Below are 25419 nucleotides of genomic sequence, written 5' to 3' on the forward strand. Positions count from 1 at the left end.
TGAGGATAAGAACTAAAATGATTGGAGATGACCTATGGAATTGAAAAAACGTTCGGATTTTCCTGAAAATGAATTATGGGATTTGACAGCACTCTATCAAGACCGCGAGGATTTTTTACGAAGTATTGAAAAAACATTAGAAGATATTAACGTCTTTAAGCGCAATTACGAGGGACGCTTAGAAACTGCTGATGATTTTACACGTGCTTTGTATGAGATTGAGCAGATTTACATCGAGATGAGCCATATCGATAACTACGCTTTTATGCCGCAGACAACGGATTTCAGCGATGAATCATTTGCCCAAATCGCACAGGCAGGGGCAGACTTTATGACCAAGGCTAATGTGGCACTCAGCTTTTTTGATACGGCTCTTGCGACTGCTGATTTGGCTATCTTGGACGAATTAGAAGCCAACCCACATTTTAGCGCAGCCATTCGCCAAGCTAAAATCCAAAAGAAACACTTTATCTCACCAGAAGTCGAAAAAACCTTGACTAATCTGGCCGAAGTTTTCAACGCACCGCAAGACATTTACACTAAAATGCGTGCAGGTGATTTTGAAATGGACGATTTTGAAGTGAACGGCAAAACCTACCGCAACTCTTTTGTCACTTATGAAAATTTCTATCAAAATCATGAAGACGCTGATGTTCGTGAAAATGCCTTCCGCTCTTTCTCAGCTGGGCTTAGAAAACACCAAAATGCCGCAGCAAGTGCTTATTTGACACAGGTCAAATCTGAAAAAATCATAGCGGATATGCGGGGGTACGACTCTGTTTTTGACTACCTCCTTGCCGAACAAGAAGTGGACCGCGATATGTTTGACCGCCAAATTGATCTCATTATGACAGAGTTTGCGCCGATTGCACAAAAATACCTCAAACACGTGGCAAAAGTGAATGGCTTGTCAAAAATGACCTTTGCTGATTGGAAATTGGATTTGGATAGCGATTTAAATCCTCACGTCAGCATTGACGATGCCTATGATTTGGTGATGAAATCCGTTGCTCCGCTGGGTGAGGAATACAGTCAGGAAGTTGCCCGCTACCAAGAAGAGCGCTGGGTGGATTTTGCTGCTAATGCCAATAAAGATTCAGGCGGCTATGCTGCAGACCCATACAAGGTTCACCCATACATTCTCATGAGCTGGACAGGGCGTTTGTCAGATGTCTATACCTTGATTCACGAAATTGGTCACTCAGGGCAATTTATCTTTTCTGACAACTATCAAAGCTACTTCAATACCCACATGTCCACTTATTATGTAGAAGCCCCTTCAACCTTCAATGAATTGTTGCTGAGCGATTATTTGGAACAGCAGTTCGATGACCCTCGTCAAAAACGCTTTGCCTTAGCCCACCGTTTGACAGATACTTATTTTCACAATTTCATCACGCATCTGCTAGAGGCTGCCTTCCAACGTCGTGTTTACACCCTTATTGAAGAGGGCAAAACATTTGGAGCTGAGCAACTTAATCGCATTATGAAAGAGGTTCTCAGCCAATTTTGGGGTGATGCCATTGACATTGATGACGATGCTGCATTGACTTGGATGCGTCAAAGCCACTACTACATGGGACTTTACAGCTACACTTATTCTGCAGGGCTTGTGATTGCAACGGCTGGCTTTTTGAACCTTAAGCAAAACCCAAATGGTGCCCAAGACTGGCTAACCTTCCTCAAATCTGGTGGCTCACGTACACCGCTTGACACGGCTAAATTAATCGGAGCAGACATTTCAACTGACCAACCACTCCGCGACACCATCCAATTTTTAAGCCAAACCGTTGACCAAATCATCGCCTACACCGAAGCCATGACAGCATAAATTTAGACATTTATTCCCATAAGTCATTGCAAATATGACAATTGTATTACAAAAGCGTATTGTTTTGATTTTTAAACCGTTTTACGCTAAAATATGAGTAATGAGAAGACGAATAAAACCTATTGTTGTTGTAGTTTTCTTCGCCCTTTTAGGGCTCCTTCTCGTGATCGGTAAAACGCACTCAGACAGTCTAAAAGAACAACAGTTAATTTCAGCAAAGGCTTCTATTCCGACTTTGAGTGGCACGAGTACCACTACATCAACTTCTGATACTGACAATGATAAAGAGTTTGTTCTTAATCCGATTATCGATATCTCTGGTTGGCAACTTCCAAGCGAAATTGACTATGATACTCTGTCTAAAAATATTTCTGGTGCTATCGTTCGTGTGTACGGGGGATCACAAATTAGTAAAGATAGCAACGCCGCTTATACCACTGGGATTGATAAATCGTTTAAGACCCACATCAAAGAACTACAAAAACGAGACGTTCCAGTAGCGGTTTATAGTTATGCTTTAGGAAGAAGCGTCAAAGAAATGAAGGAAGAGGCCAAGACTTTCTATGAAAATGCTTCGCCTTACAAGCCTACTTTTTACTGGGTTGACGTTGAAGAGGCGACCATGCCTGACATGAATAAGGGAGTCCAAGCTTTTCTTAAAGAGCTCAAACGTTTAGGTGCCGAAAAGGTTGGGATTTACATTGGAACCTACTTCATAGATGAGCAAGAAATCTCTGTTGATGGCTTTGATGCCGTGTGGATTCCTGCTTATGGTTCTGATTCTGGCTACTACAATGCCGCACCACAGACCGATTTAGATTATGACCTCCATCAGTACACGTCGCAAGGTTACCTCAACGGCTTTAATTCGCCTTTAGATTTAAATCAAATTGCCGTGACCAAAGACAAAAAATCAACTTACAAAAAATTGTTTGGTGGCAGTAATAATAAAAGTGACAACAAAGAAGATAGCAATAAATAAGGCTAGGAAAATTCCTAGTCTTATTTTTGTGTGATCTCTTGGGAATTTGTCAAATGCTAACAGATTGATTATAATAAAACTAACAAGGAGCCCTGCGCTTCTACTCTTAACATTAGAAAGTGGTAATGATGTCTAAAAAAGCAAAAATGAAGAAAACCTTAGTGGACCAAATTTTAGATAAAGCCCACATTGAACACGATAGCTTAGCGATTAACGCTCTTGAGGGAGAATTGCCTGAGGGCATTCAAAAATCAAATATTTTTAAAACGCTAGCCTTAACTGGTGACAAGACAGGTCCTGTCATTGGGATTGTTCCTCTCACTGAGCACCTGTCAGAAAAGAAACTTGCCAAAGTATCTGGCAATAAAAAAGTGAGCATGATTCCACAAAAAGACCTGCAAAAAACGACAGGCTATATCCATGGGGCAAATAACCCCGTTGGTATTCGCCAAAAACACCATTTTCCAATTTTCATTGACAACAGTGCTTTAACATTAGGGCAAATGATTGTTTCAGCTGGGGAAGTTGGACGCTCTATTCGCATTGATAGCCAAGTCTTGGCTGACTTTGTCGATGCTCAATTTGCAGATTTATTAGCTTAGTCACACTGAGTGTTAGATGGGAGAATGACCTTATGAAATGTTATTTTGTCCGCCACGGCAAAACCCAATGGAACCTTGAAGGACGTTTTCAAGGAGCAAACGGCGATTCACCCTTGCTAAAAGAATCCATTCATGATTTGGAAAAATTAGGCGATTATTTGCAAGACATCTCCTTTGATGCCGTGTTTTCCAGTGACTTAAAACGCGCTAAAGACACTTGTCAAATCATCATGTCACGCAATCAGCACCCACAAACTATCACTTTTGAACCAGCCTTGCGAGAATGGCACCTCGGCAAATTAGAAGGCAACAAAATTGCGACAATCAGCGCCATTTATCCACATCAAATGCAAGCTTTTCGCCACAACCTAGCCAAATTTAACAACAGCATTTTTGAAGCGGAGTCGGTTTATCAAACCACCAAACGCGTATCAAGTTTCGTCAAATTTTTAAAAGACAAACCCTACCAAAATGTTTTACTGGTGGGGCACGGGGCAAATTTCACGGCTTCCATTCGGACTTTGCTGGGCTATGAACCAGCTGTCTTACGTGCTAAGGGCGGCCTTGACAATGGTAGTTTGACCATTTTGGAAACCGAAGATTTTGAGCATTTTTCATGCCTCAAATGGAATGACACCTCTTACAAATAAGTAAAAAAGACTCTTGAAAGCTATTCAAGAGTCCTTTTAGATTATCTAGAGTATTTCAAACGCAGGACTTTTTCTTGTTGTTTGTCCAAACGAAGCAAAATCACCACCTTGTCAATGCTGATATTGCTCTCAAGCAGACGTTCTGCTGCCATCATCAAGCCGTTGTTGATGCCTAGCTCCAAGATTGGATTTTTCTTATCGTTCACGTCAAAGATGAATTTATTATCAGGAAGATCAAAGAGTACTTTCACCGCTCCATACAATTGCTCAAAGCTATCAATTGCCACGTCATAAACAGGCTTAGTACCAGGTTTTAACTGACGGCCACGGTGATTAAACCACATCGAATGCCAACCACCATTGAAAGCTCCCATGACGTCATTGTCATAAGAATCCCCAACATAAAGCGTTGTCGCAGGGTTCATGTCAAATTGTTCAGCAGCCAGATTGAAAATTTCTTTTTCAGGTTTTTGGAAACCAGTCGCCTGACTAACGATGACACGTTTTGGATCAACGTAATCGTAAAGGCCAAGTTTTTTCACTTTTTTTAGTTGGTGCTCTGTTGGACCATTAGTGATAATGCCCATCGGTACCCCTTTTTCTTTTAGAAAATCAAGGGTCATGCGCATTTCATCAAGCATGGTAATATTTTCCAACTCTTGCTCGTAAACTTCTTGGAAATCCACACTAGTTACCTCGTCAATTTCACGGTAACCAAACTCTAATAAGGTTTCCTTGCAACGCCAAAAGCGGAAATACTCGGTAGTCCATTCGCCAGCCATCACGCGCGGAAAACCTACATCCGAATAATGACGAAAACGGATATAAGCTTGGCCAATCTTGCTCATATCAAAGTCAGGGAAACACTTTTCAACCGCAATACGATAAGGCGCTTGCTGATCATAAATAGTATCATCGACGTCAAAAACAATTGAAGTAATCATGGTTCTCTTTTCTCTCTAATTATTTACCGCCACATATTATACTATTTTTTAGCCTTATTTTCAATCAAGGACACGAAAACACTTTCTTAACTTCGCCGATAAAATAAAGTGTATTATAGCTTGATTTATGATACAATAGAAAAGACTATTTACTTGGAGGGAAACATGTCAAACGAACACATCGAAGAATTAAATGACCAACAAATCGTGCGTCGTGAAAAAATGGCACATTTGGCTGAACAAGGGATCGATCCTTTCGGTAAACGCTTTGAACGCACAGCTACTTCTGGCCAACTCAAAGACAAATACGCAGACAAGACCAAAGAAGAGCTTCACGATATTAACCAAACAGCTATTATCGCTGGGCGACTAATGACTAAGCGTGGTAAGGGTAAAGTTGGATTTGCTCATATCCAAGACCGTGATGGTCAAATCCAAATATACGTCCGCAAAGACGCTGTTGGAGAAGAAAACTACCAAATTTTCAAAAAAGCAGACCTTGGTGACTTCCTTGGTGTTGAAGGGGAAATCATGCGTACAGACATGGGTGAATTGACTATCAAAGCCACTCACATCACTCACTTGTCTAAATCTCTTCGTCCACTTCCAGAAAAGTTCCACGGCTTGACAGACGTTGAAACCAAATACCGTAAACGTTACCTTGACTTGATTTCAAACCGTGAAAGCTTTGACCGCTTCGTAACACGCTCAAAAATCATCTCTGAAATCCGTCATTACCTTGATGGACTTGGTTTCTTAGAAGTGGAAACACCTGTCCTTCACAATGAAGCTGGGGGTGCTGCAGCTCGTCCATTCATCACTCACCACAATGCCCAAGACATTGACATGGTGCTTCGTATCGCGACAGAACTTCACTTGAAACGTTTAATCGTTGGTGGTATGGAAAAAGTTTACGAAATCGGACGCATCTTCCGTAACGAAGGTATGGATGCCACTCACAACCCTGAGTTCACTTCTATCGAAGCTTACCAAGCTTACGCTGATTTCCATGACATCATGGACTTGACAGAAGGTATCATCCAACACGTTTCTAAAGCTGTTAAAGGCGAAGGTCCTATCTCATATCAAGGTACTGAAATCGCTATTGACAAACCATTTAAACGTGTGCACATGGTGGATGCGATTAAAGAAGTCACTGGTGTTGATTTCTGGAAAGACATGACTCTTGAAGAAGCCCAAGCCATTGCCAAAGAAAAAAATGTCCCTGTTGAAAAACACTTCACTTCAGTTGGTCACATCATCAACGCCTTCTTTGAAGAATTTGTCGAAGAAACATTGATTCAACCAACCTTTGTGTACGGACATCCAGTAGAAGTATCACCACTAGCTAAGAAAAATGCTGAAGACCCACGTTTCACTGACCGTTTCGAACTCTTCATCATGACCAAAGAATACGGCAATGCCTTCACAGAGCTTAACGACCCAATTGATCAATTGTCACGTTTTGAAGCTCAAGCCAAAGCCAAAGAACTTGGTGACGACGAAGCGACTGGTATCGACTACGACTACGTAGAAGCCCTTGAATACGGTATGCCACCAACAGGCGGACTTGGTATCGGTATCGACCGTTTGGTTATGCTCCTCACAGATACAACAACTATTCGTGACGTCTTACTCTTCCCCACAATGAAATCGTTGGACAAATAAAACCAGCAAAAACTCAGTGTTTATGCGGGTTTTGGGATTTAGGACAACCTCACAAATCGGCGATTTACATCAAACTTACATCATTTGATGCGTGAATTTGTGCAGGCACGAAAAAATCGCATAATTTTCAAGATGAATGGGCAGTTCCAATCGGGATTGCCCATTTTAAGGATATACGGAGGTAAAAAATGCTGATAGACTTCAATGAGACAAAAGAAATAACAATTCCCGGTATGAACGGTGGCCCAGGCACAATGAGTGCAAGAATGTTTATGGATGAGCAAGGGAAAATAATCCCGACAAAAATTCATCCCGGTGGCTCAATCGGCCTTCATAAGCACGAAACGAGTGATGATATAAATTATGTTCTGTCCGGAACAGGCAAAGCAATTTGTGACGGTCAAGAGGAAATTCTGAAAGCAGGCACTTGCCATATCTGCAAAAAAGGCTCACAGCATAGCATTGAAAATATTGGAAACGATGATTTAGTATTGCTCACGGTAGTTGTAGAGCGTTAAATCGGTATTTGCAAGAATAAACAATGACAATCATAGAGGTTATTAAAAATAAGAAACAGTTTCTTTCGCTACTGCTTTTAGCAGATGAACAAGAAAATATGATAGACCGCTATCTTGAGAGAGGCACTATGTATGTACTTAACGATAACGGTGTGAAAGCGGAATGTGTTGTTACGGATGAGTGCAACGGTATTCTTGAGATAAAGAATATTGCGACCGTTCCCGAATATCAAGGCAAAGGCTATGCCAAAGCCTTGATAGATTTTATTGTTAAAGAGTATGCCGACAAATATTCCGTTTTACAGGTCGGAACCGGCGACAGTCCTTTGACAGTTCCATTCTATGAAAAGTGCGGTTTTGTTCGTTCCCATATCATACCTAACTTTTTTACAGATAATTACGACCAGCCGATATTTGAATGCGGAGTCAAGTTGGTGGATATGGTGATTTTTCAAAGAAACCTATAAACTAATGCATTAAAGCCCTTTGAGAGAGAAAAAATCCTTTTCTCAAAGGGCTTCTTCTATTTATTGTCTTGAAAATAAAGGATATATTATCTGGAAATTAGATGAAAAAAGAAAGAACATACCTTATTTTGACGAACAAGGCAATTGAATTAAGTAATTGTCAGAAAGAAAAAATGATAGAAGCTTATGAAAAAATAGTGATTAATACAACGGAGTAAGAAAAGCTCCTTCATATATTAGAATAAAAATAAATTTTGTTGAGGTTAAATTGAGATTGACTTTGTATTGTATAAGTATGAAATAAAAAGAATGAATCAGGTGATGTACAATGAAAAAGTATAAAATATGTAAAATCCTTCTTGTTATACCGGCAATTTTTTATGTGTGACTTTTTATGAATTGCTCGGAATCTGCGTTGCATATAAAAAGCAGCCGGAAGTGTCCAATACAACCAAAAAAGAAACAAAAAATGGGTCATGGAACGAATGCAGTGAAAATACAGAACGGGCAGTAATCATAGAAAAGAATCCAGAAGCGCTTTTACAAAGAGTGCGTTTGATCAAGAATGCAAAAAAGGAAATTATTCTTTCTACTTTTGCATTTCAATCCGATGAAAGTAGAAAATTGATTTTAGGAGTACTGCATGATGCGGCAGACAGAGGTGTACATATTCGTCTGTTAGTAGATGGAATGAAGAGTTGAATTGATATGGAAGAGTGTCCCGACAGGTATTGGAAGATGGAACCTATCGTGATCTGTATCATGTAGAGCCAATTGAATTGACAAAGAAGCGTCAGAGAAACATACTTTTGGTACAGCATTTGCTTGGATGGGCAAGATATCTGTTCTGATAAAGGAGGAAGAAGATCGTGTTTCAAATATTAATTGTAGAAGATGATAAAGAATTAAGCCAGCTATTCCAAAATGTGCTTGAGAAGAATGGATACCAGGTCAAAAGTGCATCGGATGGAGCACTGGCATTAGAAATATTGGATAAAGAGTATATTGATCTGATCATTTCCGATATTATGATGCCGGTTATGGATGGTTATGAACTGGTGTCGGAACTCCGTTCAGCAGGATACCAGATACCGGTACTTATGATCACTGCGAAAGGTTCCTTTGATGATATGCGCCAGGGATTTCTTTCGGGAAGTGACGATTATATGGTAAAACCGGTAAATGTGAATGAAATGGTTTTAAGAGTCGGAGCACTGCTTCGCCGTGCACAGATACTGAATGAACACAAAATTGTGATCGGTTCAACAGAGTTTGATTATGATGCAATGACGGTTACAACTGATAAGGAAAGTCTTGTTTTGCCTAAAAAAGAATTCCTGCTTTTATATAAGCTTGCAGCTTCGCCAGGCAGAACATTTACAAAACAACAGTTAATGGATGAAGTATGGGGATACGAGACGGAGGCAGACCCACATACGATAGAGGTACATATAGGAAGAATCAGAGAGCGTTTTAAAGATAACCCTGATTTTGAAATCGTAACAATGCGTGGAATTGGATACAAGGTGGTGAAAAAATAATGGAACAAAAGAAAGAAAAAGGATTGCGGATCCGATCCTGTCTGACTGGTGCAATCTGGCTGGCACTTGTATTTTCAACAGTTATATCTGCTTTATTATTTGCTATTTTGAATCATTTTTTTAATCTGCCGGACAGCATACCTGTGCTTGGCTGGCTTTTGATTTTCAATACATTGATTGCAGGGCTGATCACTTCCTTTATTAATGCAAAGTTACTGGAACCAATTACCAGACTTAGTAAAGCAATGAAGGAAGTTTCTCAGGGAGATTTTGAACAGCATTTGGAAACGAATAGCCGTATAGCAGAAGTTGGAGAATCTTATCAAAGTTTTAACGTTATGACAAAAGAACTTCGTGCAACAGAGGTGCTGCAGATGAATTTTGTATCTGATGTTTCTCATGAGTTTAAGACTCCGATTAATGCCATTGAAGGATATACAATGCTGCTTCAGGGAGAAGAACTGTCTCCGGAGCAAGAGAAATATGTAGAAAAAATCTTATTTAACACCCAAAGACTTTCCGGATTGGTTGGTAATATTTTGCTGTTATCCAAGTTAGAGAATCAGAATATACCAATGAAAAAAACAGAATATCGTCTGGATGAACAGATCCGCCAGGCATTTCTTTCATTGGAAACAAAATGGACAGAAAAAGAAATTGGTTTTCAGGTAGAATTGGAGGAAGTTAAATATACTGGGAATGAAGGACCTTTTATGCATATCTGGATAAATCTTTTGGATAATGCGATTAAGTTCAGCCCTTCAAAGGGGACAATTACGATGTTTCTGAAACAAGAACAGGATTCTGTTAAGTTCATTCTGGAAGATGAAGGACCGGGAATAGAGGATGATATAAAATCCAGAATATTTGACAAGTTCTATCAGGCAGATGGATCTCATAAAGCAGAAGGAAATGGCCTAGGTCTTGCACTTGTAAAACGGATTGTAGATAGTGCCGGAGGAACAATCAAAGCAGAAAACCGTGAATATGGTGGATGCAGATTTGTTATAGAGCTGCCAATGCAGAAAGATGAGATTATATAGTTTTAAGATAAATTAGAAGATGGGAGGATTTATATGACATTTTATCAGGAGTTGCAGTTAAATCAGGCAGGTTCTAAAAACCTGTTGAAAAATAGTGAAACACTAAAAGAAAAATTATATCATATGTGGGTATATCTGGTGAAGATAGCTGCTACAATGGCATTTTGTTTTTTCTTTGTTAGTATTTTCAGCATCCTATTTGGAAATGAGAACAGCATTGTAGGTGTAGTAGTCTTATTATGTCTCATGGTGTTTAGAAATGCGGATTTGGGGATCCACACCGGACAATCTACGATGCTTTTGGCTTTGTTCTTTGTAATTATGACTGTATGTCCGCATTTAGCAAATCAGTTTTCACCGGTATTGGGAATGCTGTTAAATATTGCGGCACTGACTGTGTTGATTCTGTTCGGATGCCATAATCCATTCATGTTTAATCAATCTACATTGGTTCTTGGGTATCTGCTGCTATATGGTTATGATGTTACGGGAAAAAGCTATCAGATGCGATTAGTCGGAATGGCTTTAGGTGCAGCACTTACCTGCTTCGTATTTTATCGAAATCATAAAAACAGAACTTATAAAAGAAATCTGAAGGATCTGATACAAGAATTTGATATCACTTCTTCCAGAACAAAATGGCAGATATGTCAGATTTTATGCGTACCGATTGTCCTTTGCATTGCAGAACTTTGTAATATGCCACGTGCAATGTGGTCTGGTATTGCGGCCATGTCCGTGATTTTGCCGTCTATGGAAGATATGCACTACAGAGTCCGTAAAAGGATTGTCGGAAATATTGCAGGTGTTATATGTTTTACAGTATTATATTTTCTGCTTCCTTCGTCAATCTATGCATATATAGGAATTCTTGGTGGAATCGGTGTAGGATTTTCAGCACAATATGGCTGGCAGGCAGTATTTAACACATTTGGTGCTTTAGCCATTGCTGCAGAGACTTATGGACTACAAGGAGCGGTTAGTCTTAGAGTGATTCAAAATGTTTTTGGTGTTGTGTTTGCTTTAGCATTTTGTATTATATTTTATTGGTTTATGTCTAAAAAAAAGGAAAGTGAGGAGACCGTACATGCAGAGTGAAGTGAATCAGGAAGAAAATTTGAATAGAATTATTACGCTCCCTAGATAAGGTTTTTTATGATGAAAACAGTATATTATATGCGGTCATGTATTGAAAATACTGTTCAGTTAAGAAATGCTGTATTTTTTAGGTGCACTAATGCGTAGAAAGCAGGTGTATGATGAGTTCAAATCATTTTTTGTGTATGACAAAAAGACAGATTGCATACGGTGTGTGCTTTCTTTACTTTATGACGAAAAAGTGGTAGAATGAAGCACAGGACTGATAGCAATGCTATCAAACCCAAAACTAAATATGGCTATACACCATTTACACCAATTTTTACACCAAACCTCATTTTTACCTTCACGAAACAGATGGGAATGGTGTAAAGAGGTTGAATACAAGCCCATTTATAGGCGATAAAATTTATAAAATGGTTTTAAGTCGTGAGTGGACGATTTCGTCCCAACAATGAAATAAAGTGTTCTAAAAACCTTGATTTGATGGGCTTTCTGGATAGAAAATATACCAACTTACCAAAAATTTACCAGAAATTATTTACAGGGTTGTAAAATCCTATAAAGGCTTATTGCTTCTCTTGGACTTTTCCAAGCAAAGTTTTTTCATTCTGAGACAAGAAAACTGACAGCAGAATTTCCACTGTCAGTTTTGTTTTTTCGAAAAAGACTTATTTTTTGAGGAAGTTTTATAAGAGCCAATTAAAGCGCCAGCTATTTTTTGTCATGTTATGAATTCGATTGAAAATTTATCAGTTATAATAACCTCAAACGGATTACTTTTCCCATAACAAATTCCATTCTTGACTAGATAGGCCTCAACATAATGTCTCCCAGTATAAAGTGTACTTTCTTTTCTAACTCTTTTACCCTCGACTAACTCCGAATTGTAAAAGCCACCTCGTAAAGAGTTTGCTAATTCAGCTTCTCTACCTGTATTTGTCACCTGCCACCAAATGTCATAATCCTTTAAATCACTAGCTTGTACTTCAAATTTAAGACTACCATGTTTATTTAATTTTGTTCCGCTTTTAATTTCCCTCCATCTGAATCCTTTAAGCAGATAGCTTGTCTTTATGGATACAGGTTTTATTAAATGTTCACTCCATTTTGAATTTTGATGATGACTGATAGAATTTACAAAAATGCTTGACTAGGTCAATGTTAATAGAAAACCTAAGTTTAAGTGGTAGGAATAATTTTGTAATTGTTTTTATAAAATCTAAAAATTGATATCATTATAAGTAAAATCATCCCTACTATAGATGCTTTTTCTAATATAGGATACGATCCCGAAAAGCCTTGGCTTGATTTAAGAAAATTATTGATTCCAAAATAAGCCCAGGCTATCGGTAAAGGGAATACAGCGTTTTTATTTTTTACGTTGACTAGAAATACAATCACTACAGCTACTATTAAGATTGTAAAAGCCCACAAAGTGTCAGATATTCCAAATCCATTCCAATTGAGTTTAACCAAAGTTGCAGATATGTTTACAACTGTTGCTATAAAAAGCCAACCGGCATATATTCCAAATGATAAAGGTATTATAAAATGCCCTTTAGATTTTATTGATAATAATTTTTCTAATATTAATGATAGCGAAAATAAAAAGGCAACAATAAAAATAACTGACAATTCTAATTGTAGATAAGAAAATGATATAATCCATAGTATGTTGAATAAACTGGAAAAGCGGAAGAGCGAAGTAATTCTATTTATAACGTTTTTATAGTAATCATTATCACTTCTAATTATCATTAAAATACATGATAAAATTACAAGAATATAAATTATGCTCCAAATACTGAATGTAGTTGGGCTTGGAGTTATCAGGGTCAAATATCTGTCAGATACCTCTTTTTGTGAATAGCCATTGATTAGGCCGAGGGCTCCGAGGGCATTTATTACAAGTGTTAAAAATAATAGTAATATATTTATAATTGCTTTTTTTCTTTCTTTCATTTTTATTCTCCTATTCATATATGTTTTGACCTAGTCAAGCATTTTTGTAACACTAGTGTATAAAATTTCTTACGCTGCACGACATCGTGCAGCATAAGGTGTAAGTCCACCGTTTGCACGATGTGGTCTTACGTGATTATATTTCCCATAAACGAATTCATAGAGCTTTTGGTCAAGAATGTCATTTGAATCAAACTTGTAGAGATAATAGAATTCGTGTTTGAGCGTATTGTAGAATCTTTCCATAACGGCATTGTCATTCGGATCATCTGTGATACCTGATTTCTTATCGGTTTTAATCTGATACTGGTCCATAATCCATTCGATTGCTGAGCGTCCATTGACCATATATTCATAAGCTTTCTCAGGGATATTTTTAATGGTGATTTCGTTATTAAATACAATCGTAGAGCGGTCACCTTTTTTGATGAATTTCATCTTAGTAACCTTGTAAGAAGGCTGAGCAGAAAACTGAATCTCCACATCATCATAGACAGGTACTTCTTCATAGTTGAGGTGCAAGTCCATCAAAGCCTTACCAACTTCAACATACTTTTCTTTATGCTTAACAATCGGAATCCGAGCCAAGTCTTTCTTCAAGTCATTGGCATACTTTTCCTGATACTCACGAGAATTAAGTAGCCCATAGACATAAGCAAAGGTGTCATAAAAATCAAAAATATAATATCGATACGCTAGTCTTGTCATGTTTTCACCTATTCTCTCCTTATGATTACGGTTTCATTTTTATTATAAAGAAAATAGCGGTTTTTGACTAGTTTATTGATCTTAGCCATTGCAAAGCGCATCGCTTTATTCTAAAATAGGAGTAATTCATCAATCAAAGGAGTTGCCATGTCTAGACACACCATTTATTTCCTATCTGCTGCTATCTTTTTAGCTTATGGCTTACTAGCAGACACACCCCGTAAAAGTACTTTTATCATTTTGGGCATTGCTTTTGCTATCATCGGTTGCTCATTTTATTTAAGAACACGAAACACTAAAAAGAAATAGACGATGCAGCACTTGACATCGTCTATTTCTTTGGTTACAATTTTAGTAAACCATATAATTAAAACAGGTTTACTATTTTTAAAAAGAAAGAGGTCTTTATGTCAAGTAACAGAGCATTAACCCTTGTTTTTCCCGCATTTGGAGCAGCTTTAATCGCTGTCCTGTCACAGATTACCATTCCAATTGGTACGGTACCTTTTACCTTGCAGACACTTGCCGTGGGGCTGATAGCATCAACCTTTCGTTTTCGTGATGCCAGTTTGAGCATTCTTGTTTACTGGCTATTGGGGGCTATTGGCCTACCTGTATTTGCTGGGGGTGCTGGGGGGATTAGTGCTTTTGTCACTCCGACAGCTGGCTTTTTGTGGGGATTTATTGCTTATGCCTGCGTTACTTCTTACCTTTGTCAAAGACACTCGTCTTTAGCAGGTATTTTCATAAGCAATCTCCTTGGGGATGCCTTGGCATTTGTCTGTGGCGTTATAGGGCTGCATTTTCTAGCTGACATGACTTGGAAAGCTGCTTGGCTAACAGGTGTCCTGCCTTTCCTCCTTCCTGAATTAGGAAAAATAGTCGTTATTAGCCTCATCAGCCAAACTTTAAGACGCTCACTGCAACACTTACCATATTTTCAAGCAATCGAAAAAGGCTAGGATAAAAATCCCAGCCTTTTCTAAACATAATCACACATTTTATTGACGAAAAGCTTCAAGAATAATCTTGAATTCGTCATTGGTAAGGGTAATGCCTTTTCCCATTTTTTGATGGTCAGGACTCCATGAACGAATATCAAATTTAGGCTCTGCGCCATTAAAACTCACGCGATTAAGCTCTTTCGTCCATCCCTTATCGCTCTCAGACAAGGTAAGCAAGTGTTCAACAATTTCAAATTTAAATTCTGCCATAAAGGACCTCCTACTAATGATATTCGTAAAAACTTCAGCAAGGCGTGTTTCTTTTTCACCAAAAATGGTGTATAATCATTTTAACAATTTTTTAGGTAAAGCACTATGAAAAATCTGATTCACGCATTAAAAAAATACACCAAAACCTATATGGACTTTCAAGGTCAGCCTAGAGATAACCAGCTGATTTTCCACAAGCTCTCTCAAACCATTCAAGAAGCGCAGGAAAAACACTTGGCTTTGCATGCGATTTATGAGGAAAAAAGCTTTACTGGCGATTTGGTCAAATGGGACACTGCCCATAATAAATTGATTTTAAAAAATATTAAACACAACATTTCAGCGATTATTCCGATTGATGCGATAAAGCATCTGACTTTAGTGCCGCCAACAGTCAGACAATCACAAGAAAACCACAACCAAGAGAAAAGAACGACTTCGCTTTAGTCGTTCTTTTTTGCTATCTATTATGCTCTAATCGTTTTGCTAGACCCATCTTTTTGGTAAAGGTTAATCAACCCTTCCTTGCACGAGCGAATCATATCGCCTGGGCGTACTTCTTGTGGGACGGTAATGGTTAATAATTCCATTGGATTTGGGGCACGGTCAATTTTATTGCCGTCGGCGTCATGCAAATCTTTGATGGTGTTTTCAAAATGACGGAAACCTGGTCCGTAAAATTCGACCACATCTCCTTCAAGGATAACGTTACGTTGGCGAATGGTTGCTGTCATTGTTCCGGCATCAAATGACACAACTTCTCCAACAAATTTGTATTGTGGGATTTTGCGGCGAGCACCAAATAACTGCTCGTCTTCTGTTGGTGTTTTGTAATAAAAACCAGTTGCCAATTCACGCTGAGCGACTTTCCACAATTCGTCAATCAAATCATCTTTGATGGCTTCAAATTTTTCAGGACTTTCCAAATAAGCATCAACGGCTGCGCGGTAGCAGTTTGTAACGGTTGATACATAGTGGATTGATTTCATACGACCTTCAATTTTGAAGCTATCCACACCATTTTCAATCAAATCAGGAATGTGCTCAATCATGCACATATCCACAGCTGACATTGAAAATTCTTCTGGAATTTCGCCTTTTAGGCTGCGACGTTCTTGACCAAATGGCATATCGTAAAGGTCGTATTTCCAGCGGCAAGATTGTGAGCAGCCACCACGGTTAGCGTCACGGTGACTCATGTGATTAGACAAAACACAACGCCCTGAATAACCGATACACATTGCCCCATGAACAAAGGCTTCAATTTCAAGGTCAGTGTGTTGGCGAATTTCTTCGATTTCGGCAATAGACACCTCGCGGGCTAAAACCACGCGCGTCACGCCAATTTCTTTCCAGAAAGCAAATGACTCATAGTTAGTGGTTGACGCTTGAGTTGATACGTGTACTTCTAATCCTGGTGCTTCTGTCAAGCAAATGACCATCAAGGCAGGGTCAGATACAATTACCGCATCCAAGCCCATATCGCGAAGTTCTCTAAACCATGCGCCTGCTCCTGCTTCATTGCCTTCGTGTGTGACCATGTTGGCTGCAACGTGGACGTTTACCCCACGTTCGTGAGCGTACTGAATCCCTTCACGGAGTTCATCCATGGTGAAATTTCCTGCACGGCTACGCAAACCATAAGCTTGACCACCGACAAAAACAGCGTCGGCACCGTAATCAACAGCAACTTTTAATTTTTCAAGTGTTCCAGCAGGTGCTAACACCTCTGGACGTTTTAATTTTTTTTGTGACATTCTGTAATTCCTATTTTCAAGATAGTAAATGTAGTGAGTAGATTAGTCTAAGACCAATTTCTCCGTAAAATGTAGTTGGGTTGTCTTGTCACGCCCTGAAATAGTAACTCAATCATGGCAAGACAACAGAGTTTGTATTATTTGACCTCTGACGGGTCAAAATCGTAAAAGCCAGTTCCAAGGCTGCGTCCTTTTGGATGCCATTGGCGAATGCTTTCATCCAGCAAGAAAGCTTTATCTTGTGTCAATTCGCCAGCCTCAACCAGTTTTTTCGCTTGAACAAAAATCTTAACAATTTCAACAAAATTATGACCTGGACAATAGATACCATCTAATTTCCAGTGTGTGAAGCCGTGTTCTAGCAACTCTGGCAATTTAGGCATCATGTCGATATCGTCCGTATCAAAAATGTGTGTGCCGTGTTTGTCCTCAAAAATCGAATAGTGACTTTCTGGGTCAGCTGGTTCAGCTAAGAACAAGCCACGTTCACGCGTTTTTTCATCATCAATATGCGTGAAATTGTAGTAGTTTTGCAACAAAGGGCGTTTTGAATGGTGAATAACCGTTGCACCATACATGAGAATTTCTGCTGGGTAACGGAGGTTTTCAGACATTTTAAACAACTCCGCAGACGGAATTTCCCTTGCTAACACGATTTCACTGGCACCGTGATCACCCCAGAAATTGGCTTGACGGCTTGATGTAACAAAGACGGACACATCGTAAATCATTTTGAAATGATAGCCTTCGTGCTGGTTGATGTAGTAAATCCCAGCGTCGCCTGATACCAAGTAATCCACTTTGATTTCTTTCAAAAAGTCAAGGTAAGGGCGAACAGCCACCATCATGTCTTGGTGCATCAAGGCATTGCAAGCAATGACAATTTCTTTACCTGCCTCGTGAACAAGCCCTGCAATCTCACGCAATTCATCGTAAGTGAAATTATGGGGAAGACGTAAGCCAAAATTTTCCTCTCCCACGTAAATGCGGTCAACACCAGCCTCTAAGAGCTCTTTAACCTGCTCGATAGATTCTGCCGTCGCAGTAATAATTATTTTTTCCATAATGTTTTAATTATACCACTCCTATAACGATTAGTCATAATAATTTATCCAAATCCCAATGGCAAAAAATCCCTTCTTTACGGTTGAAAAGTCGATAAATCAAAGATTGCTTCCTAAAAAGAGCAACAACTATTTTAAACATATTTTGAAACATTAGTCAAGTTTTGGAAAAAGATGACAAAGCTTTCATTTTATGTTATGATAGCTAGGTAATTAGAGGAGAGGGATATGCCGACACCATTAAAACAACATCATGAGCAGAAAGAGGATTTGCAGCAAAAGCAAAACTCTAGCCCAAAATTTAAAACCTTTCAGTATATAGACCATGAGAATGAACGTTTTCAAGAATTGGTTTTCTTTGCACGTATCGCATCTTTTGCCGTTTTAACGGTTATTGTGTCATTCTTTTTACTTGCTTTGCATTTAGCTCCTCTTTGGTCATTCTTATTTGCCTCTCTTATTAGCCTAGCGACCATTGTAGGGGTTCCGCGCATGATTCGGTCTATCAAAAACAGAACAAAAGAATAAAAAAACTCCCTGAGCGCTGATGTTCAAGTTCTCTTGACCAGCTATCTCAGGAGTTTTTTAATGAACCAAAAGGCCTAGGCCTTTTTTAGTTGGCTTTATCTTCGTCTGCTTCAGCTGATGAATCAGCTTTTGCTTCTTCTTCAGGGTCCACTTTCACTTTTACAGGTTCATCGTCAGATGATGTTTCAGCATCTGTGTCTTCTTGTGATTTTGGAGCGTAGTTGATGATGATGTCATCGACTTCAGCACCTGTTTTATCATGATGAGCTGCTTCTGTTTCTTCAACGGCTTTTGATACTTTAGAAGCGACTTCTGATACTTTTTCACCTGTGTATTCTGCTACGGCTCGTCCTTTTTCTTTAACAGCTCCCAAGATATCTTCTGTGGTCAATTCACCAGATTCTAATTTTTGTTTGTAATCGTTAAAGGTATCAACGGCCAAATCTGTGTATTCAGTCGCTTTGTCTTTTGCTTTTTGGTTGTATTTTGTTGGGTCTTCTTTGTAAGCATCGTAAGCTTTTTTCGCTTTTTGTTGCAATTCTTTACCTTTTTCAGATGTCAAGAAATACGCAACAGCTGCACCAGAAGCGATACCGACAATAACATTCTTCAATAGTTTACTCATGATTCTTCTCCTCTTCTTTGAAATAATTTGGTAGCTGCTCTACCAATGGCAAGGGCAGTACTGGCTTTTGTGACTGTTGATGATGCCTGAGAAGCTCTTTGCGTTAAATGGCGAACTTGTCCATTTAAATCAGACACCGTCTCAGATAAATCAGCAACCGCTACAAATAATGGATTGATGGTTGTTACCTTACCATTGACATCTTCGACCAAAACATTAGCTTTAGCCAACAATTCATTGGTCTGATAGAGTGTCACATTGACATCACTGGTCAAGACAGTAATGGTTTGTTTGGTTTCATCAATAGTTTCATTGATCGCATCTACTGTCCGATACAATTTAATGCCAATTGGTATCAAAACACCAACTAATATAGCAAATGCAATAGCAATAATTAAAAGTGCTACTTCTAACATTTCTTCTCCTAACTGACTTTCTATGCTTCTTGATAATAAGGAATATCTTTTTGATGACATCTGCGCCATACCATGAAAAAGAGTCCTACGATTACTAAAATAGCAGACAACCACTGCGATACACGCATGCCAAAGAACATCAAACTATCTGTTCGCATGCCTTCTATCACGAAACGACCGCAACCGTACCAAATCAGATAGAAGAAAGTAATGTCCCCCCGTTTTAAGAAATGTGGTTGATGTCTGACACTCAGAATAAGGATAAAGCCAAGCAGGTTCCAGACTGATTCGTATAAGAAAGTTGGCACCCGATAAGCCCCATCAATATACATTTGGTGTTGGATAAAATTGGGAAGGTAATTCAAATGACTGACTATCTTTCCGTAAGCTTCTTGATTGACAAAATTTCCCCACCTCCCTATAGCTTGGGCTATCATAACACCAGGAGCGGCAATGTCCAAGAAATCCAGCGGATTGATGGCACGATAGTAAGAAAACACAAAAAGCACAATCGCACCTGTAATCAAACCACCGTAAATCGCTAATCCACCGTGCCAAATGGCAAACACTTCACTTGGCGGCTGGCTGGCATAATACGACCAGTCAAAAACAACGTAGTAGAGTCGTGCGCCGATAATGGCTAGAGGAAAGGCGATTAAGATGAAATCCAAGATAGCGTCTGGCAAAATATGCCGTCTAGGTGCCTCTCGCATGGCTAAATAGACAGCAAGAAGCATTCCTGAAACGATACAGATGGCATACCAATGAATACTGAACGGTCCTAACTGAAGAGCAATGGGATTTATCATTCGTTCTCCTCATTTTGACTAATCAGCTTGCTCAAACGCTCTTCAAAGGTCTTGGTCGCATCAAATCCCATTTGTTTGGCACGGTAATTCATAGCGGCAGCTTCGATAACAACTGATACGTTACGACCTGTTTTAACAGGAATACGCACGCGCGGGATTTTAACGCCTGACAATTCAATTTCTTCATTGCCATTACCAAGACGGTCAAAGACCTTGCCTGACTCAAAGTTTTCTAGGTAGATGACCAATTGGACTTGTGATGACCCTTTAACGGCACTAGCACCATACAGACTCATCACGTCGATGATACCAACACCTCTGATTTCTAGCAAGTGCCTTAAAATCTCAGCTGGCTCACCCCACAAGGTTTCTTCATCTTTGGCAAAGACGTCCACACGGTCATCCGCAACCAAACGGTGACCACGTTTGACCAATTCAAGACCTGTTTCACTTTTTCCAATACCTGAATCCCCTTGAATCAAGACACCCATGCCGTAGATATCCATAAGCACGCCATGAACGCTGGTTCTTTCAGCAAGGCAAGAATCCAAGTACCAAGACATTTCACCTGACAAGCGACTGGTTGGGATGTGACTTTGCAAAATCGCAATGCCTTTTTCCTTAGCAGCAGCTAACATTTCCTCAGGAACTTCTAATTTGCGCGCTACAATGATAGCTGGCGTTTCAGGCTTAATCATCTCCGTCAAGACTTGGTAACGGTTGTGCGAGGTCATCTTCATGAGATAGGTCCACTCTTTCATCCCCAACAATTGCAAACGTTCGGGAGAGTAGTAATCAAAATACCCCGTCATTTCAAGACCTGGTCTTGAAATGTCAGCCGTTGTAATTTCCTTGGCCAAGAGTTCATCATTACCATAGACAACTTTTAGCTTGACCTTGTCCACTAACATTTTGACAGTAACAGTCATGTTTTCATACCTGGAACACTTTTTTGCGAAAACACAACACTTTTTTCAATCCCAGCGATTTTGAACGGTTAGGGCTGGGAGCTGCGCTTTTCGTTCGTGTTCCACCCTTTTTCCTTTTCTTTTTATTATATCACAATCACCTCTAAAAGTAAGCGATGACACTTATATTTACCAAAAATGGACTAAGTCAGTCCCACGCTAGTAGAAACCGCCTTAGCCCATCTGTTTATCAGGTGAGGGGATTACCAAATCCAATCGTCGTCATTATCCTCGTCAATCACCTCAGCGTCCTTGCGCCGACGTGGACCCGTTCTCACATCATTTTGTGTCATGTCTTCTTTGTAGGGAAGAAAGATGGCTAAAAGGATGTATAGTACAAGACCAAAGCCATAAAAATAAATGAGCAAAGCGGTCAACACACGTGTCAAAGGCAAGTCCCAACCGAACTTATCGGCAATTCCGGAACAAACCCCACTAACCATCTTGTTTTCGCGCTTTTTATAGAGTACTGATTTCATCTCTTCACTTCCTCTCTACTCTACTACAATCATTATATAACACTTTCAACAAAATAAAATCAGCCCTACGACTGATTTTATTTTTTATCGGTTGGACATAAGTATTAATCTTTATTTAGAAATATCATTTTACTTTCATATATCCAGAAATTCCTTGTGAGGCAAGAGGTGTCCCATCTTCAGCATTCATGATTAAATATGGTGTATCGTTATAATTATAGCCATTTTCAGTTGCCCAAGTATAGAATTTTCCGTTTTTAAAACTCAAGAGAGCATCTGCCATTCTTTGAATCTCACTTTCAGGTTCGTACTTAAAATCTTGTAACACATTAACATTTACCGTAGAGTTATCCCCAGTTACTGTAAAAGTATAACTTACATCTGCATAGTTAGCATCTAGTTGTTGTTTTAGATATTCAGCAAATTGTTTACCAGCTTCGGTATCAAATTTCTTGAATTCTTCAGACGAAGAACTACTTTCGGTTGTACTACTAGAACTTGAGGAAGAAGTTGAAGATTCAACTGTGGAAGAACTAGAAGACGTTGAAATGGTGGTAGAAACAGATGAAACTTGACTAGCTACGGTCTGAGTTGTGGTTGTTTCTTCCAAAACCACCAAGCAGCTACTAAACCAATAAGGGTCAGCCCAACAAAAATATCTTCCATTAAATCCTCCTTAAGCTTTTAATGTGGTTCATTATTTGCACATGAAATTCTCATTTTATCATAAGCAACTTGCCTTGACAACGGCCGCAGCGGTATTTTTGGGTGTTGATACGGCGCTTTCGGTGGTAGTCTTGTCCACATTGTTGGCAGCGGTAATGGTTGGCAGGAGCATTTTGTGAGAGGGAGGGGGCATAGCGCAGGCCATCGACGGCTTTTAGCAAGTCTTTGAAATCAGCATCAGCGTGTTTATAGCCTTTTCCAGCAAAATACAGGTGGTAATGGCAAAGTTCGTGCCGAACGATTTTCCGAAAAACATCTAAGCCAAAAGTATCGTAGATTTTGGGGTTAAAGTCCAAATGACCGTCAGCGGGGAAAAAGCGGCCGCCACTGCTTCTGAGCTTGGTGTTCCAAACGGCAACATGGTTAAAAGACTTGCCAAAATCTTCTTGCGACACGGCTTTGACAAAATCAGTCAAGTTCACGCAAATCTACCAAAGAAAGATTGATTTTGCCACGTTCTTTGTCGATTTTTGACACCCAAACGGTGACGATATCGCCAACGGAAACGACTTGACTTGGGTGGCTGACAAAGGATTTGCTCATTTGCGAAATGTGAATCAAACCGTCATCGTGCAAACCAATATCCACAAAGGCCCCGAAATCCACAACGTTGCGAACGGTTCCTTCTAATTTTTGACCGATTTCAAGGTCAGAAATATCCAAAATGTCCTGACGCAAGACAGGTGCCTCAAAATCATCACGCAAGTCACGACCTGGTTTTAAGAGGTCGGCGATAATGTCCTTGAGCGTTTCTTGCCCAATGCCAATCGTTTCTGCCATTGATGGTACTGAAACGGCTTGGAGTTTGGCTTTGGCTGACTCATCCAAATCTGTAATGTTCAGTTCTTGCAACAAACGTTCAACAGCCTTGTAAGACTCTGGGTGAACCCCTGTATTGTCAAGGATATTGTCAGCCCCTGGGATACGCAAGAAACCAGCCGCTTGTTCAAAGGCCTTGGCTCCCAAGCGAGGGACTTTTTTGATTTCCTCACGTGAGGTGATACGTCCGTGTTCGTCACGGTATTTCACGATATTTTCTGAAATGGTTTTGTTCAAACCTGAAACGTGGGCCAACAAGGCTGGGCTTGCAGTATTGATGTTAACACCGACTTGGTTAACCACGGTATCCACCACAAAATCAAGGTTTTCAGCCAATTTTTTCTGACTAACATCGTGCTGGTATTGCCCAACACCGATAGATTTAGGGTCAATTTTCACCAGTTCTGCCAAAGGGTCTTGCAGACGACGGGCAATGGAAATGGCAGAGCGTTTTTCAACGGTCAAATCAGGAAATTCGTGGCGAGCCAATTCTGACGCTGAATACACAGAAGCTCCGCTTTCATTGACAATCACGTAAGACACTTCAGGGAAGTCTTTCAAAACTTGTGCCACAAAAGCTTCGCTTTCACGGCTGGCTGTCCCATTTCCAATGGCGATGATTTCAATGCCATAAGTGCGAATGAGGTCTGCTAAGTCCTGTTTTGATTGGTCAATCTTAGCTTGGCTGGCTGGTGGAACGGGGTAAATCACTTGAGTCGTCAGCAATTTCCCTGTTTGGTCCACCACGGCTAATTTGGCACCTGTACGAAAGGCAGGGTCAAACCCAAGCACCATTTTGCCTTTAAGAGGTGACACGAGTAAGAGGTGACGCAAGTTTTCTGAAAAGAGTTGGATAGCCCCATCCTCCGCGCCTTCAGTTAACTCATTGTGAACACGACGCTCCATGGCTGGAAGGATTTTTTTCTTGATGGTTTTGGCAATGACATCATCAATGTAGGCATTTTTTTGTTTGAAACGTGCCCCCATGAAACGAATCATTTTATCAACATTATGCTCAAAGCCGACTTTCAAAATACCAAGTTTTTCCCCACGATTGAGGGCAAGAATGCGGTAGCCTTGAATTTTCGCAACTTTTTCTGAAAAATCATAGTAGATTTGGAAAGTCTTGTTATCGTCAGCTGCTTCGTCTTTGACGCTTGAAACAATCGAACTATAAGACCAAATCTCATTGTAAACCCACGAACGTACTTGATTGTCCTCTGAAAAAGCTTCGATGAGGATATCACAAGCCCCTGCAAGCGCCTTGGCGGGTGTGTCAAAACCTTCTGTCAAAAAGGCTTTGGCTTCTTCTTCCAAGGACGGTTTGTTTTGCAAAATCAAGCGAGCCAAAGGAAATAGCCCTGCTTCTCTCGCAATCGTTGCCTTGGTACGGCGTTTTTCTTTGTAAGGGAGATACAATTCTTCAACATCAGCCAATTTTTCAGCCTGTTCAATAGCTGTTTTCAATTCTGGTGTTAATTTCCCTTGTTCGTCAATTTTAGCGAGAACAGTGGCTTTGCGTTCTGCTAAAGCCGTCATGCTCTTATCCAAATCAATAATGGTTTTAATTTGGACTTCATCTAAGTTACCAGTCATTTCTTTACGGTAACGTGCAATAAAAGGAATGGTATTGCCTTCGCTAGTTAATTCCAAAACTTTGGCAATTTGCCCTTCCTTGATACCCATTTCTTGGGCAATAGGTGTGATGTTTTCATTTTTCATAGTAGATTTATTATATCACAAAGTCCTAAAAAAGCCCCTAAGACTTTTGAACAAGCGGGGCAACTCCGTTTTTGTGCTATTTAAGGTTTGATAGTATAATAGGGGGTGATTATTTTAGAAACGAGGTTTTTCTCATTATGGCAATTACACACAAACGACAAGACGATTTGGAAAGTATGTTTTCCAACTTTGCTAGTTTGCCAAAGGTTTCCAGTGACCCTGAAAAAGACAAGGCACAAGATGACAAAAAAGACAAGAAAGTGACTGATTAATCT

General features: G+C 39.7%; 29 protein-coding genes and 2 pseudogenes. 16 read left to right on the top strand and 15 right to left on the bottom strand.

Features of this window, described 5'->3' with window-relative positions:
* The first annotated feature begins 34 nt into the window (after positions 1–34).
* The 4 genes from pepF (at position 35) to B3R79_RS01710 (ending at position 4065) form a co-directional block, all read left to right on the top strand.
* Entirely contained in the window at positions 35–1831 is a 1797-nt protein-coding gene (pepF, locus tag B3R79_RS01695) for an oligoendopeptidase F (RefSeq protein WP_293693397.1), read from the top strand.
* Positions 1832–1931: 100 nt separating this feature from the next.
* Positions 1932–2813, top strand: a complete 882-nt coding sequence (locus tag B3R79_RS01700; protein ID WP_293693399.1) for a glycoside hydrolase family 25 protein — start codon at positions 1932–1934, stop codon at positions 2811–2813.
* A gap of 128 nt (positions 2814–2941) precedes the next feature.
* Positions 2942–3415, top strand: a complete 474-nt coding sequence (locus B3R79_RS01705) for an aminoacyl-tRNA deacylase (protein WP_293693401.1) — start codon at positions 2942–2944, stop codon at positions 3413–3415.
* Positions 3416–3447: 32 nt separating this feature from the next.
* On the top strand, positions 3448–4065 hold the full coding sequence (locus B3R79_RS01710; protein WP_154454182.1) for a histidine phosphatase family protein: 618 nt from the start codon (positions 3448–3450) through the stop codon (positions 4063–4065).
* Between the two features lie 41 nt (positions 4066–4106).
* Here the strand turns inward: B3R79_RS01710 and B3R79_RS01715 are convergent, their stop codons facing one another.
* Entirely contained in the window at positions 4107–5009 is a 903-nt protein-coding gene (locus B3R79_RS01715) for an HAD family hydrolase (RefSeq protein WP_293693403.1), read from the bottom strand.
* Positions 5010–5174: 165 nt separating this feature from the next.
* Here B3R79_RS01715 and lysS point away from each other — a divergent pair, with 165 nt between their 5' ends.
* The 7 genes and pseudogenes from lysS to B3R79_RS01750 all read left to right on the top strand — a co-directional run bounded on the left by lysS (position 5175) and on the right by B3R79_RS01750 (position 11344).
* Positions 5175–6677, top strand: coding sequence for a lysine--tRNA ligase (lysS, locus tag B3R79_RS01720; protein ID WP_293693405.1), 1503 nt, complete (start codon positions 5175–5177; stop codon positions 6675–6677).
* Between the two features lie 188 nt (positions 6678–6865).
* Positions 6866–7195, top strand: a complete 330-nt coding sequence (locus B3R79_RS01725) for a cupin domain-containing protein (RefSeq protein ID WP_293693407.1) — start codon at positions 6866–6868, stop codon at positions 7193–7195.
* Positions 7196–7218: 23 nt separating this feature from the next.
* Positions 7219–7662 (top strand): GNAT family N-acetyltransferase, encoded by a 444-nt coding sequence (locus B3R79_RS01730; RefSeq protein ID WP_293693409.1) that lies wholly within the window; start codon positions 7219–7221, stop codon positions 7660–7662.
* 328 nt (positions 7663–7990) lie between these two features.
* Positions 7991–8361, top strand: a pseudogene (locus B3R79_RS01735) (phospholipase D-like domain-containing protein); the annotation flags it as partial.
* A gap of 170 nt (positions 8362–8531) precedes the next feature.
* On the top strand, positions 8532–9203 hold the full coding sequence (locus B3R79_RS01740) for a response regulator transcription factor (RefSeq protein ID WP_293693411.1): 672 nt from the start codon (positions 8532–8534) through the stop codon (positions 9201–9203).
* Positions 9203–10246, top strand: coding sequence for a HAMP domain-containing sensor histidine kinase (locus B3R79_RS01745; RefSeq protein ID WP_293693413.1), 1044 nt, complete (start codon positions 9203–9205; stop codon positions 10244–10246). Before B3R79_RS01740 ends, B3R79_RS01745 begins: the two co-directional genes overlap by 1 nt.
* Before the next feature lie 33 nt (positions 10247–10279).
* Positions 10280–11344, top strand: a complete 1065-nt coding sequence (locus tag B3R79_RS01750; RefSeq protein WP_293693415.1) for an FUSC family protein — start codon at positions 10280–10282, stop codon at positions 11342–11344.
* A 724-nt stretch (positions 11345–12068) separates the two neighbouring features.
* Here B3R79_RS01750 and B3R79_RS01755 read toward each other — a convergent pair.
* The 3 genes and pseudogenes from B3R79_RS01755 to B3R79_RS01765 form a co-directional block, all read right to left on the bottom strand.
* Positions 12069–12485: pseudogene (locus B3R79_RS01755) on the bottom strand (nucleotide-binding domain-containing protein); the annotation flags it as partial.
* Positions 12486–12526: 41 nt separating this feature from the next.
* The gene (locus tag B3R79_RS01760; protein ID WP_168260518.1) at positions 12527–13309 is read right to left on the bottom strand and encodes a tryptophan-rich sensory protein; all 783 of its coding nucleotides are present in this window, start codon (positions 13307–13309) and stop codon (positions 12527–12529) included.
* A 69-nt stretch (positions 13310–13378) separates the two neighbouring features.
* Positions 13379–14017 carry a type ISP restriction/modification enzyme gene (locus B3R79_RS01765; protein WP_414717724.1) on the bottom strand — a complete coding sequence of 213 codons (639 nt, stop codon included), beginning with the start codon at positions 14015–14017 and terminating at the stop codon, positions 13379–13381.
* Positions 14018–14164: 147 nt separating this feature from the next.
* Here B3R79_RS01765 and B3R79_RS01770 point away from each other — a divergent pair, with 147 nt between their 5' ends.
* Both B3R79_RS01770 and B3R79_RS01775 read left to right on the top strand, forming a co-directional pair.
* Complete coding sequence (locus B3R79_RS01770; RefSeq protein ID WP_235281157.1) at positions 14165–14326, top strand: hypothetical protein; 162 nt, start codon at positions 14165–14167, stop codon at positions 14324–14326.
* Between the two features lie 98 nt (positions 14327–14424).
* On the top strand, positions 14425–14979 hold the full coding sequence (locus B3R79_RS01775; protein WP_293693417.1) for a biotin transporter BioY: 555 nt from the start codon (positions 14425–14427) through the stop codon (positions 14977–14979).
* A gap of 39 nt (positions 14980–15018) precedes the next feature.
* Here B3R79_RS01775 and B3R79_RS01780 read toward each other — a convergent pair whose 3' ends face one another.
* Positions 15019–15231 carry a YdbC family protein gene (locus B3R79_RS01780; protein WP_154454164.1) on the bottom strand — a complete coding sequence of 71 codons (213 nt, stop codon included), beginning with the start codon at positions 15229–15231 and terminating at the stop codon, positions 15019–15021.
* A gap of 105 nt (positions 15232–15336) precedes the next feature.
* On the opposite strand from B3R79_RS01780, the gene B3R79_RS01785 reads away from it, so the two are divergent.
* A complete protein-coding gene (locus B3R79_RS01785) occupies positions 15337–15678 on the top strand; it encodes a hypothetical protein (protein ID WP_154454163.1) in 342 nt (113 codons plus the stop codon).
* 20 nt (positions 15679–15698) lie between these two features.
* Here the strand turns inward: B3R79_RS01785 and B3R79_RS01790 are convergent, their stop codons facing one another.
* Together B3R79_RS01790 and B3R79_RS01795 are read right to left on the bottom strand one after the other, a co-directional pair.
* Complete coding sequence (locus tag B3R79_RS01790; protein ID WP_154455036.1) at positions 15699–16988, bottom strand: peptidase U32 family protein; 1290 nt, start codon at positions 16986–16988, stop codon at positions 15699–15701.
* Between the two features lie 137 nt (positions 16989–17125).
* On the bottom strand, positions 17126–18052 hold the full coding sequence (locus tag B3R79_RS01795; RefSeq protein WP_293693419.1) for a peptidase U32 family protein: 927 nt from the start codon (positions 18050–18052) through the stop codon (positions 17126–17128).
* A gap of 228 nt (positions 18053–18280) precedes the next feature.
* Here B3R79_RS01795 and B3R79_RS01800 point away from each other — a divergent pair, with 228 nt between their 5' ends.
* The gene (locus B3R79_RS01800; RefSeq protein ID WP_168260514.1) at positions 18281–18580 is read left to right on the top strand and encodes a DUF3270 domain-containing protein; all 300 of its coding nucleotides are present in this window, start codon (positions 18281–18283) and stop codon (positions 18578–18580) included.
* An 85-nt stretch (positions 18581–18665) separates the two neighbouring features.
* Here the strand turns inward: B3R79_RS01800 and B3R79_RS01805 are convergent, their stop codons facing one another.
* The 8 genes from B3R79_RS01805 to B3R79_RS01840 all read right to left on the bottom strand — a co-directional run bounded on the left by B3R79_RS01805 (position 18666) and on the right by B3R79_RS01840 (position 25144).
* On the bottom strand, positions 18666–19205 hold the full coding sequence (locus B3R79_RS01805; protein WP_293693422.1) for a YtxH domain-containing protein: 540 nt from the start codon (positions 19203–19205) through the stop codon (positions 18666–18668).
* Positions 19202–19621: a DUF948 domain-containing protein gene (locus B3R79_RS01810; RefSeq protein ID WP_154455032.1), complete on the bottom strand. Its 420-nt coding sequence runs from the start codon at positions 19619–19621 to the stop codon at positions 19202–19204. Before B3R79_RS01810 ends, B3R79_RS01805 begins: the two co-directional genes overlap by 4 nt.
* 20 nt (positions 19622–19641) lie before the next feature.
* Positions 19642–20430 carry a prolipoprotein diacylglyceryl transferase gene (lgt, locus tag B3R79_RS01815; RefSeq protein ID WP_168260512.1) on the bottom strand — a complete coding sequence of 263 codons (789 nt, stop codon included), beginning with the start codon at positions 20428–20430 and terminating at the stop codon, positions 19642–19644.
* Positions 20427–21359, bottom strand: coding sequence for an HPr(Ser) kinase/phosphatase (gene hprK, locus B3R79_RS01820; protein ID WP_168260511.1), 933 nt, complete (start codon positions 21357–21359; stop codon positions 20427–20429). The genes lgt and hprK overlap by 4 nt, the downstream gene beginning before the upstream one ends.
* A 242-nt stretch (positions 21360–21601) precedes the next feature.
* Complete coding sequence (locus tag B3R79_RS01825; protein ID WP_168260510.1) at positions 21602–21877, bottom strand: PspC domain-containing protein; 276 nt, start codon at positions 21875–21877, stop codon at positions 21602–21604.
* Between the two features lie 124 nt (positions 21878–22001).
* The gene (locus B3R79_RS01830; protein ID WP_293693426.1) at positions 22002–22487 is read right to left on the bottom strand and encodes a hypothetical protein; all 486 of its coding nucleotides are present in this window, start codon (positions 22485–22487) and stop codon (positions 22002–22004) included.
* A 106-nt stretch (positions 22488–22593) separates the two neighbouring features.
* Positions 22594–23025 carry a SprT family protein gene (locus B3R79_RS01835; RefSeq protein ID WP_167829299.1) on the bottom strand — a complete coding sequence of 144 codons (432 nt, stop codon included), beginning with the start codon at positions 23023–23025 and terminating at the stop codon, positions 22594–22596.
* Positions 23012–25144: a Tex family protein gene (locus B3R79_RS01840; RefSeq protein WP_154455027.1), complete on the bottom strand. Its 2133-nt coding sequence runs from the start codon at positions 25142–25144 to the stop codon at positions 23012–23014. Before B3R79_RS01840 ends, B3R79_RS01835 begins: the two co-directional genes overlap by 14 nt.
* 137 nt (positions 25145–25281) lie before the next feature.
* On the opposite strand from B3R79_RS01840, the gene B3R79_RS01845 reads away from it, so the two are divergent.
* Positions 25282–25416, top strand: coding sequence for an SPJ_0845 family protein (locus B3R79_RS01845; protein ID WP_154455026.1), 135 nt, complete (start codon positions 25282–25284; stop codon positions 25414–25416).
* The last annotated feature ends 3 nt before the right edge of the window (positions 25417–25419 follow it).

Origin of the sequence: Streptococcus sp. UBA3373 (genome assembly GCF_002360305.1) — a bacterium.
GTDB classification, from domain to species: Bacteria; Bacillota; Bacilli; order Lactobacillales; family Streptococcaceae; genus Streptococcus; species Streptococcus alactolyticus.

Excerpts from the sequence above, each read along its gene's own strand:
- pepF (WP_293693397.1), top strand. The coding sequence starts at position 35 with ATGGAATTGAAAAAACGTTCGGATTTTCCTGAAAATGAATTATGGGAT.
- B3R79_RS01700 (WP_293693399.1), top strand. The coding sequence starts at position 1,932 with ATGAGAAGACGAATAAAACCTATTGTTGTTGTAGTTTTCTTCGCCCTT.
- B3R79_RS01705 (WP_293693401.1), top strand. The coding sequence starts at position 2,942 with ATGTCTAAAAAAGCAAAAATGAAGAAAACCTTAGTGGACCAAATTTTA.
- B3R79_RS01710 (WP_154454182.1), top strand. The coding sequence starts at position 3,448 with ATGAAATGTTATTTTGTCCGCCACGGCAAAACCCAATGGAACCTTGAA.
- B3R79_RS01715 (WP_293693403.1), bottom strand. The coding sequence starts at position 5,009 with ATGATTACTTCAATTGTTTTTGACGTCGATGATACTATTTATGATCAG.
- lysS (WP_293693405.1), top strand. The coding sequence starts at position 5,175 with ATGTCAAACGAACACATCGAAGAATTAAATGACCAACAAATCGTGCGT.
- B3R79_RS01725 (WP_293693407.1), top strand. The coding sequence starts at position 6,866 with ATGCTGATAGACTTCAATGAGACAAAAGAAATAACAATTCCCGGTATG.
- B3R79_RS01730 (WP_293693409.1), top strand. The coding sequence starts at position 7,219 with ATGACAATCATAGAGGTTATTAAAAATAAGAAACAGTTTCTTTCGCTA.
- B3R79_RS01745 (WP_293693413.1), top strand. The coding sequence starts at position 9,203 with ATGGAACAAAAGAAAGAAAAAGGATTGCGGATCCGATCCTGTCTGACT.
- B3R79_RS01750 (WP_293693415.1), top strand. The coding sequence starts at position 10,280 with ATGACATTTTATCAGGAGTTGCAGTTAAATCAGGCAGGTTCTAAAAAC.
- B3R79_RS01760 (WP_168260518.1), bottom strand. The coding sequence starts at position 13,309 with ATGAAAGAAAGAAAAAAAGCAATTATAAATATATTACTATTATTTTTA.
- B3R79_RS01765 (WP_414717724.1), bottom strand. The coding sequence starts at position 14,017 with ATGACAAGACTAGCGTATCGATATTATATTTTTGATTTTTATGACACC.
- B3R79_RS01770 (WP_235281157.1), top strand. The coding sequence starts at position 14,165 with ATGTCTAGACACACCATTTATTTCCTATCTGCTGCTATCTTTTTAGCT.
- B3R79_RS01775 (WP_293693417.1), top strand. The coding sequence starts at position 14,425 with ATGTCAAGTAACAGAGCATTAACCCTTGTTTTTCCCGCATTTGGAGCA.
- B3R79_RS01780 (WP_154454164.1), bottom strand. The coding sequence starts at position 15,231 with ATGGCAGAATTTAAATTTGAAATTGTTGAACACTTGCTTACCTTGTCT.
- B3R79_RS01785 (WP_154454163.1), top strand. The coding sequence starts at position 15,337 with ATGAAAAATCTGATTCACGCATTAAAAAAATACACCAAAACCTATATG.
- B3R79_RS01790 (WP_154455036.1), bottom strand. The coding sequence starts at position 16,988 with ATGTCACAAAAAAAATTAAAACGTCCAGAGGTGTTAGCACCTGCTGGA.
- B3R79_RS01795 (WP_293693419.1), bottom strand. The coding sequence starts at position 18,052 with ATGGAAAAAATAATTATTACTGCGACGGCAGAATCTATCGAGCAGGTT.
- B3R79_RS01800 (WP_168260514.1), top strand. The coding sequence starts at position 18,281 with ATGCCGACACCATTAAAACAACATCATGAGCAGAAAGAGGATTTGCAG.
- B3R79_RS01805 (WP_293693422.1), bottom strand. The coding sequence starts at position 19,205 with ATGAGTAAACTATTGAAGAATGTTATTGTCGGTATCGCTTCTGGTGCA.
- B3R79_RS01810 (WP_154455032.1), bottom strand. The coding sequence starts at position 19,621 with ATGTTAGAAGTAGCACTTTTAATTATTGCTATTGCATTTGCTATATTA.
- lgt (WP_168260512.1), bottom strand. The coding sequence starts at position 20,430 with ATGATAAATCCCATTGCTCTTCAGTTAGGACCGTTCAGTATTCATTGG.
- hprK (WP_168260511.1), bottom strand. The coding sequence starts at position 21,359 with ATGACTGTTACTGTCAAAATGTTAGTGGACAAGGTCAAGCTAAAAGTT.
- B3R79_RS01825 (WP_168260510.1), bottom strand. The coding sequence starts at position 21,877 with ATGAAATCAGTACTCTATAAAAAGCGCGAAAACAAGATGGTTAGTGGG.
- B3R79_RS01840 (WP_154455027.1), bottom strand. The coding sequence starts at position 25,144 with ATGAAAAATGAAAACATCACACCTATTGCCCAAGAAATGGGTATCAAG.
- B3R79_RS01845 (WP_154455026.1), top strand. The coding sequence starts at position 25,282 with ATGGCAATTACACACAAACGACAAGACGATTTGGAAAGTATGTTTTCC.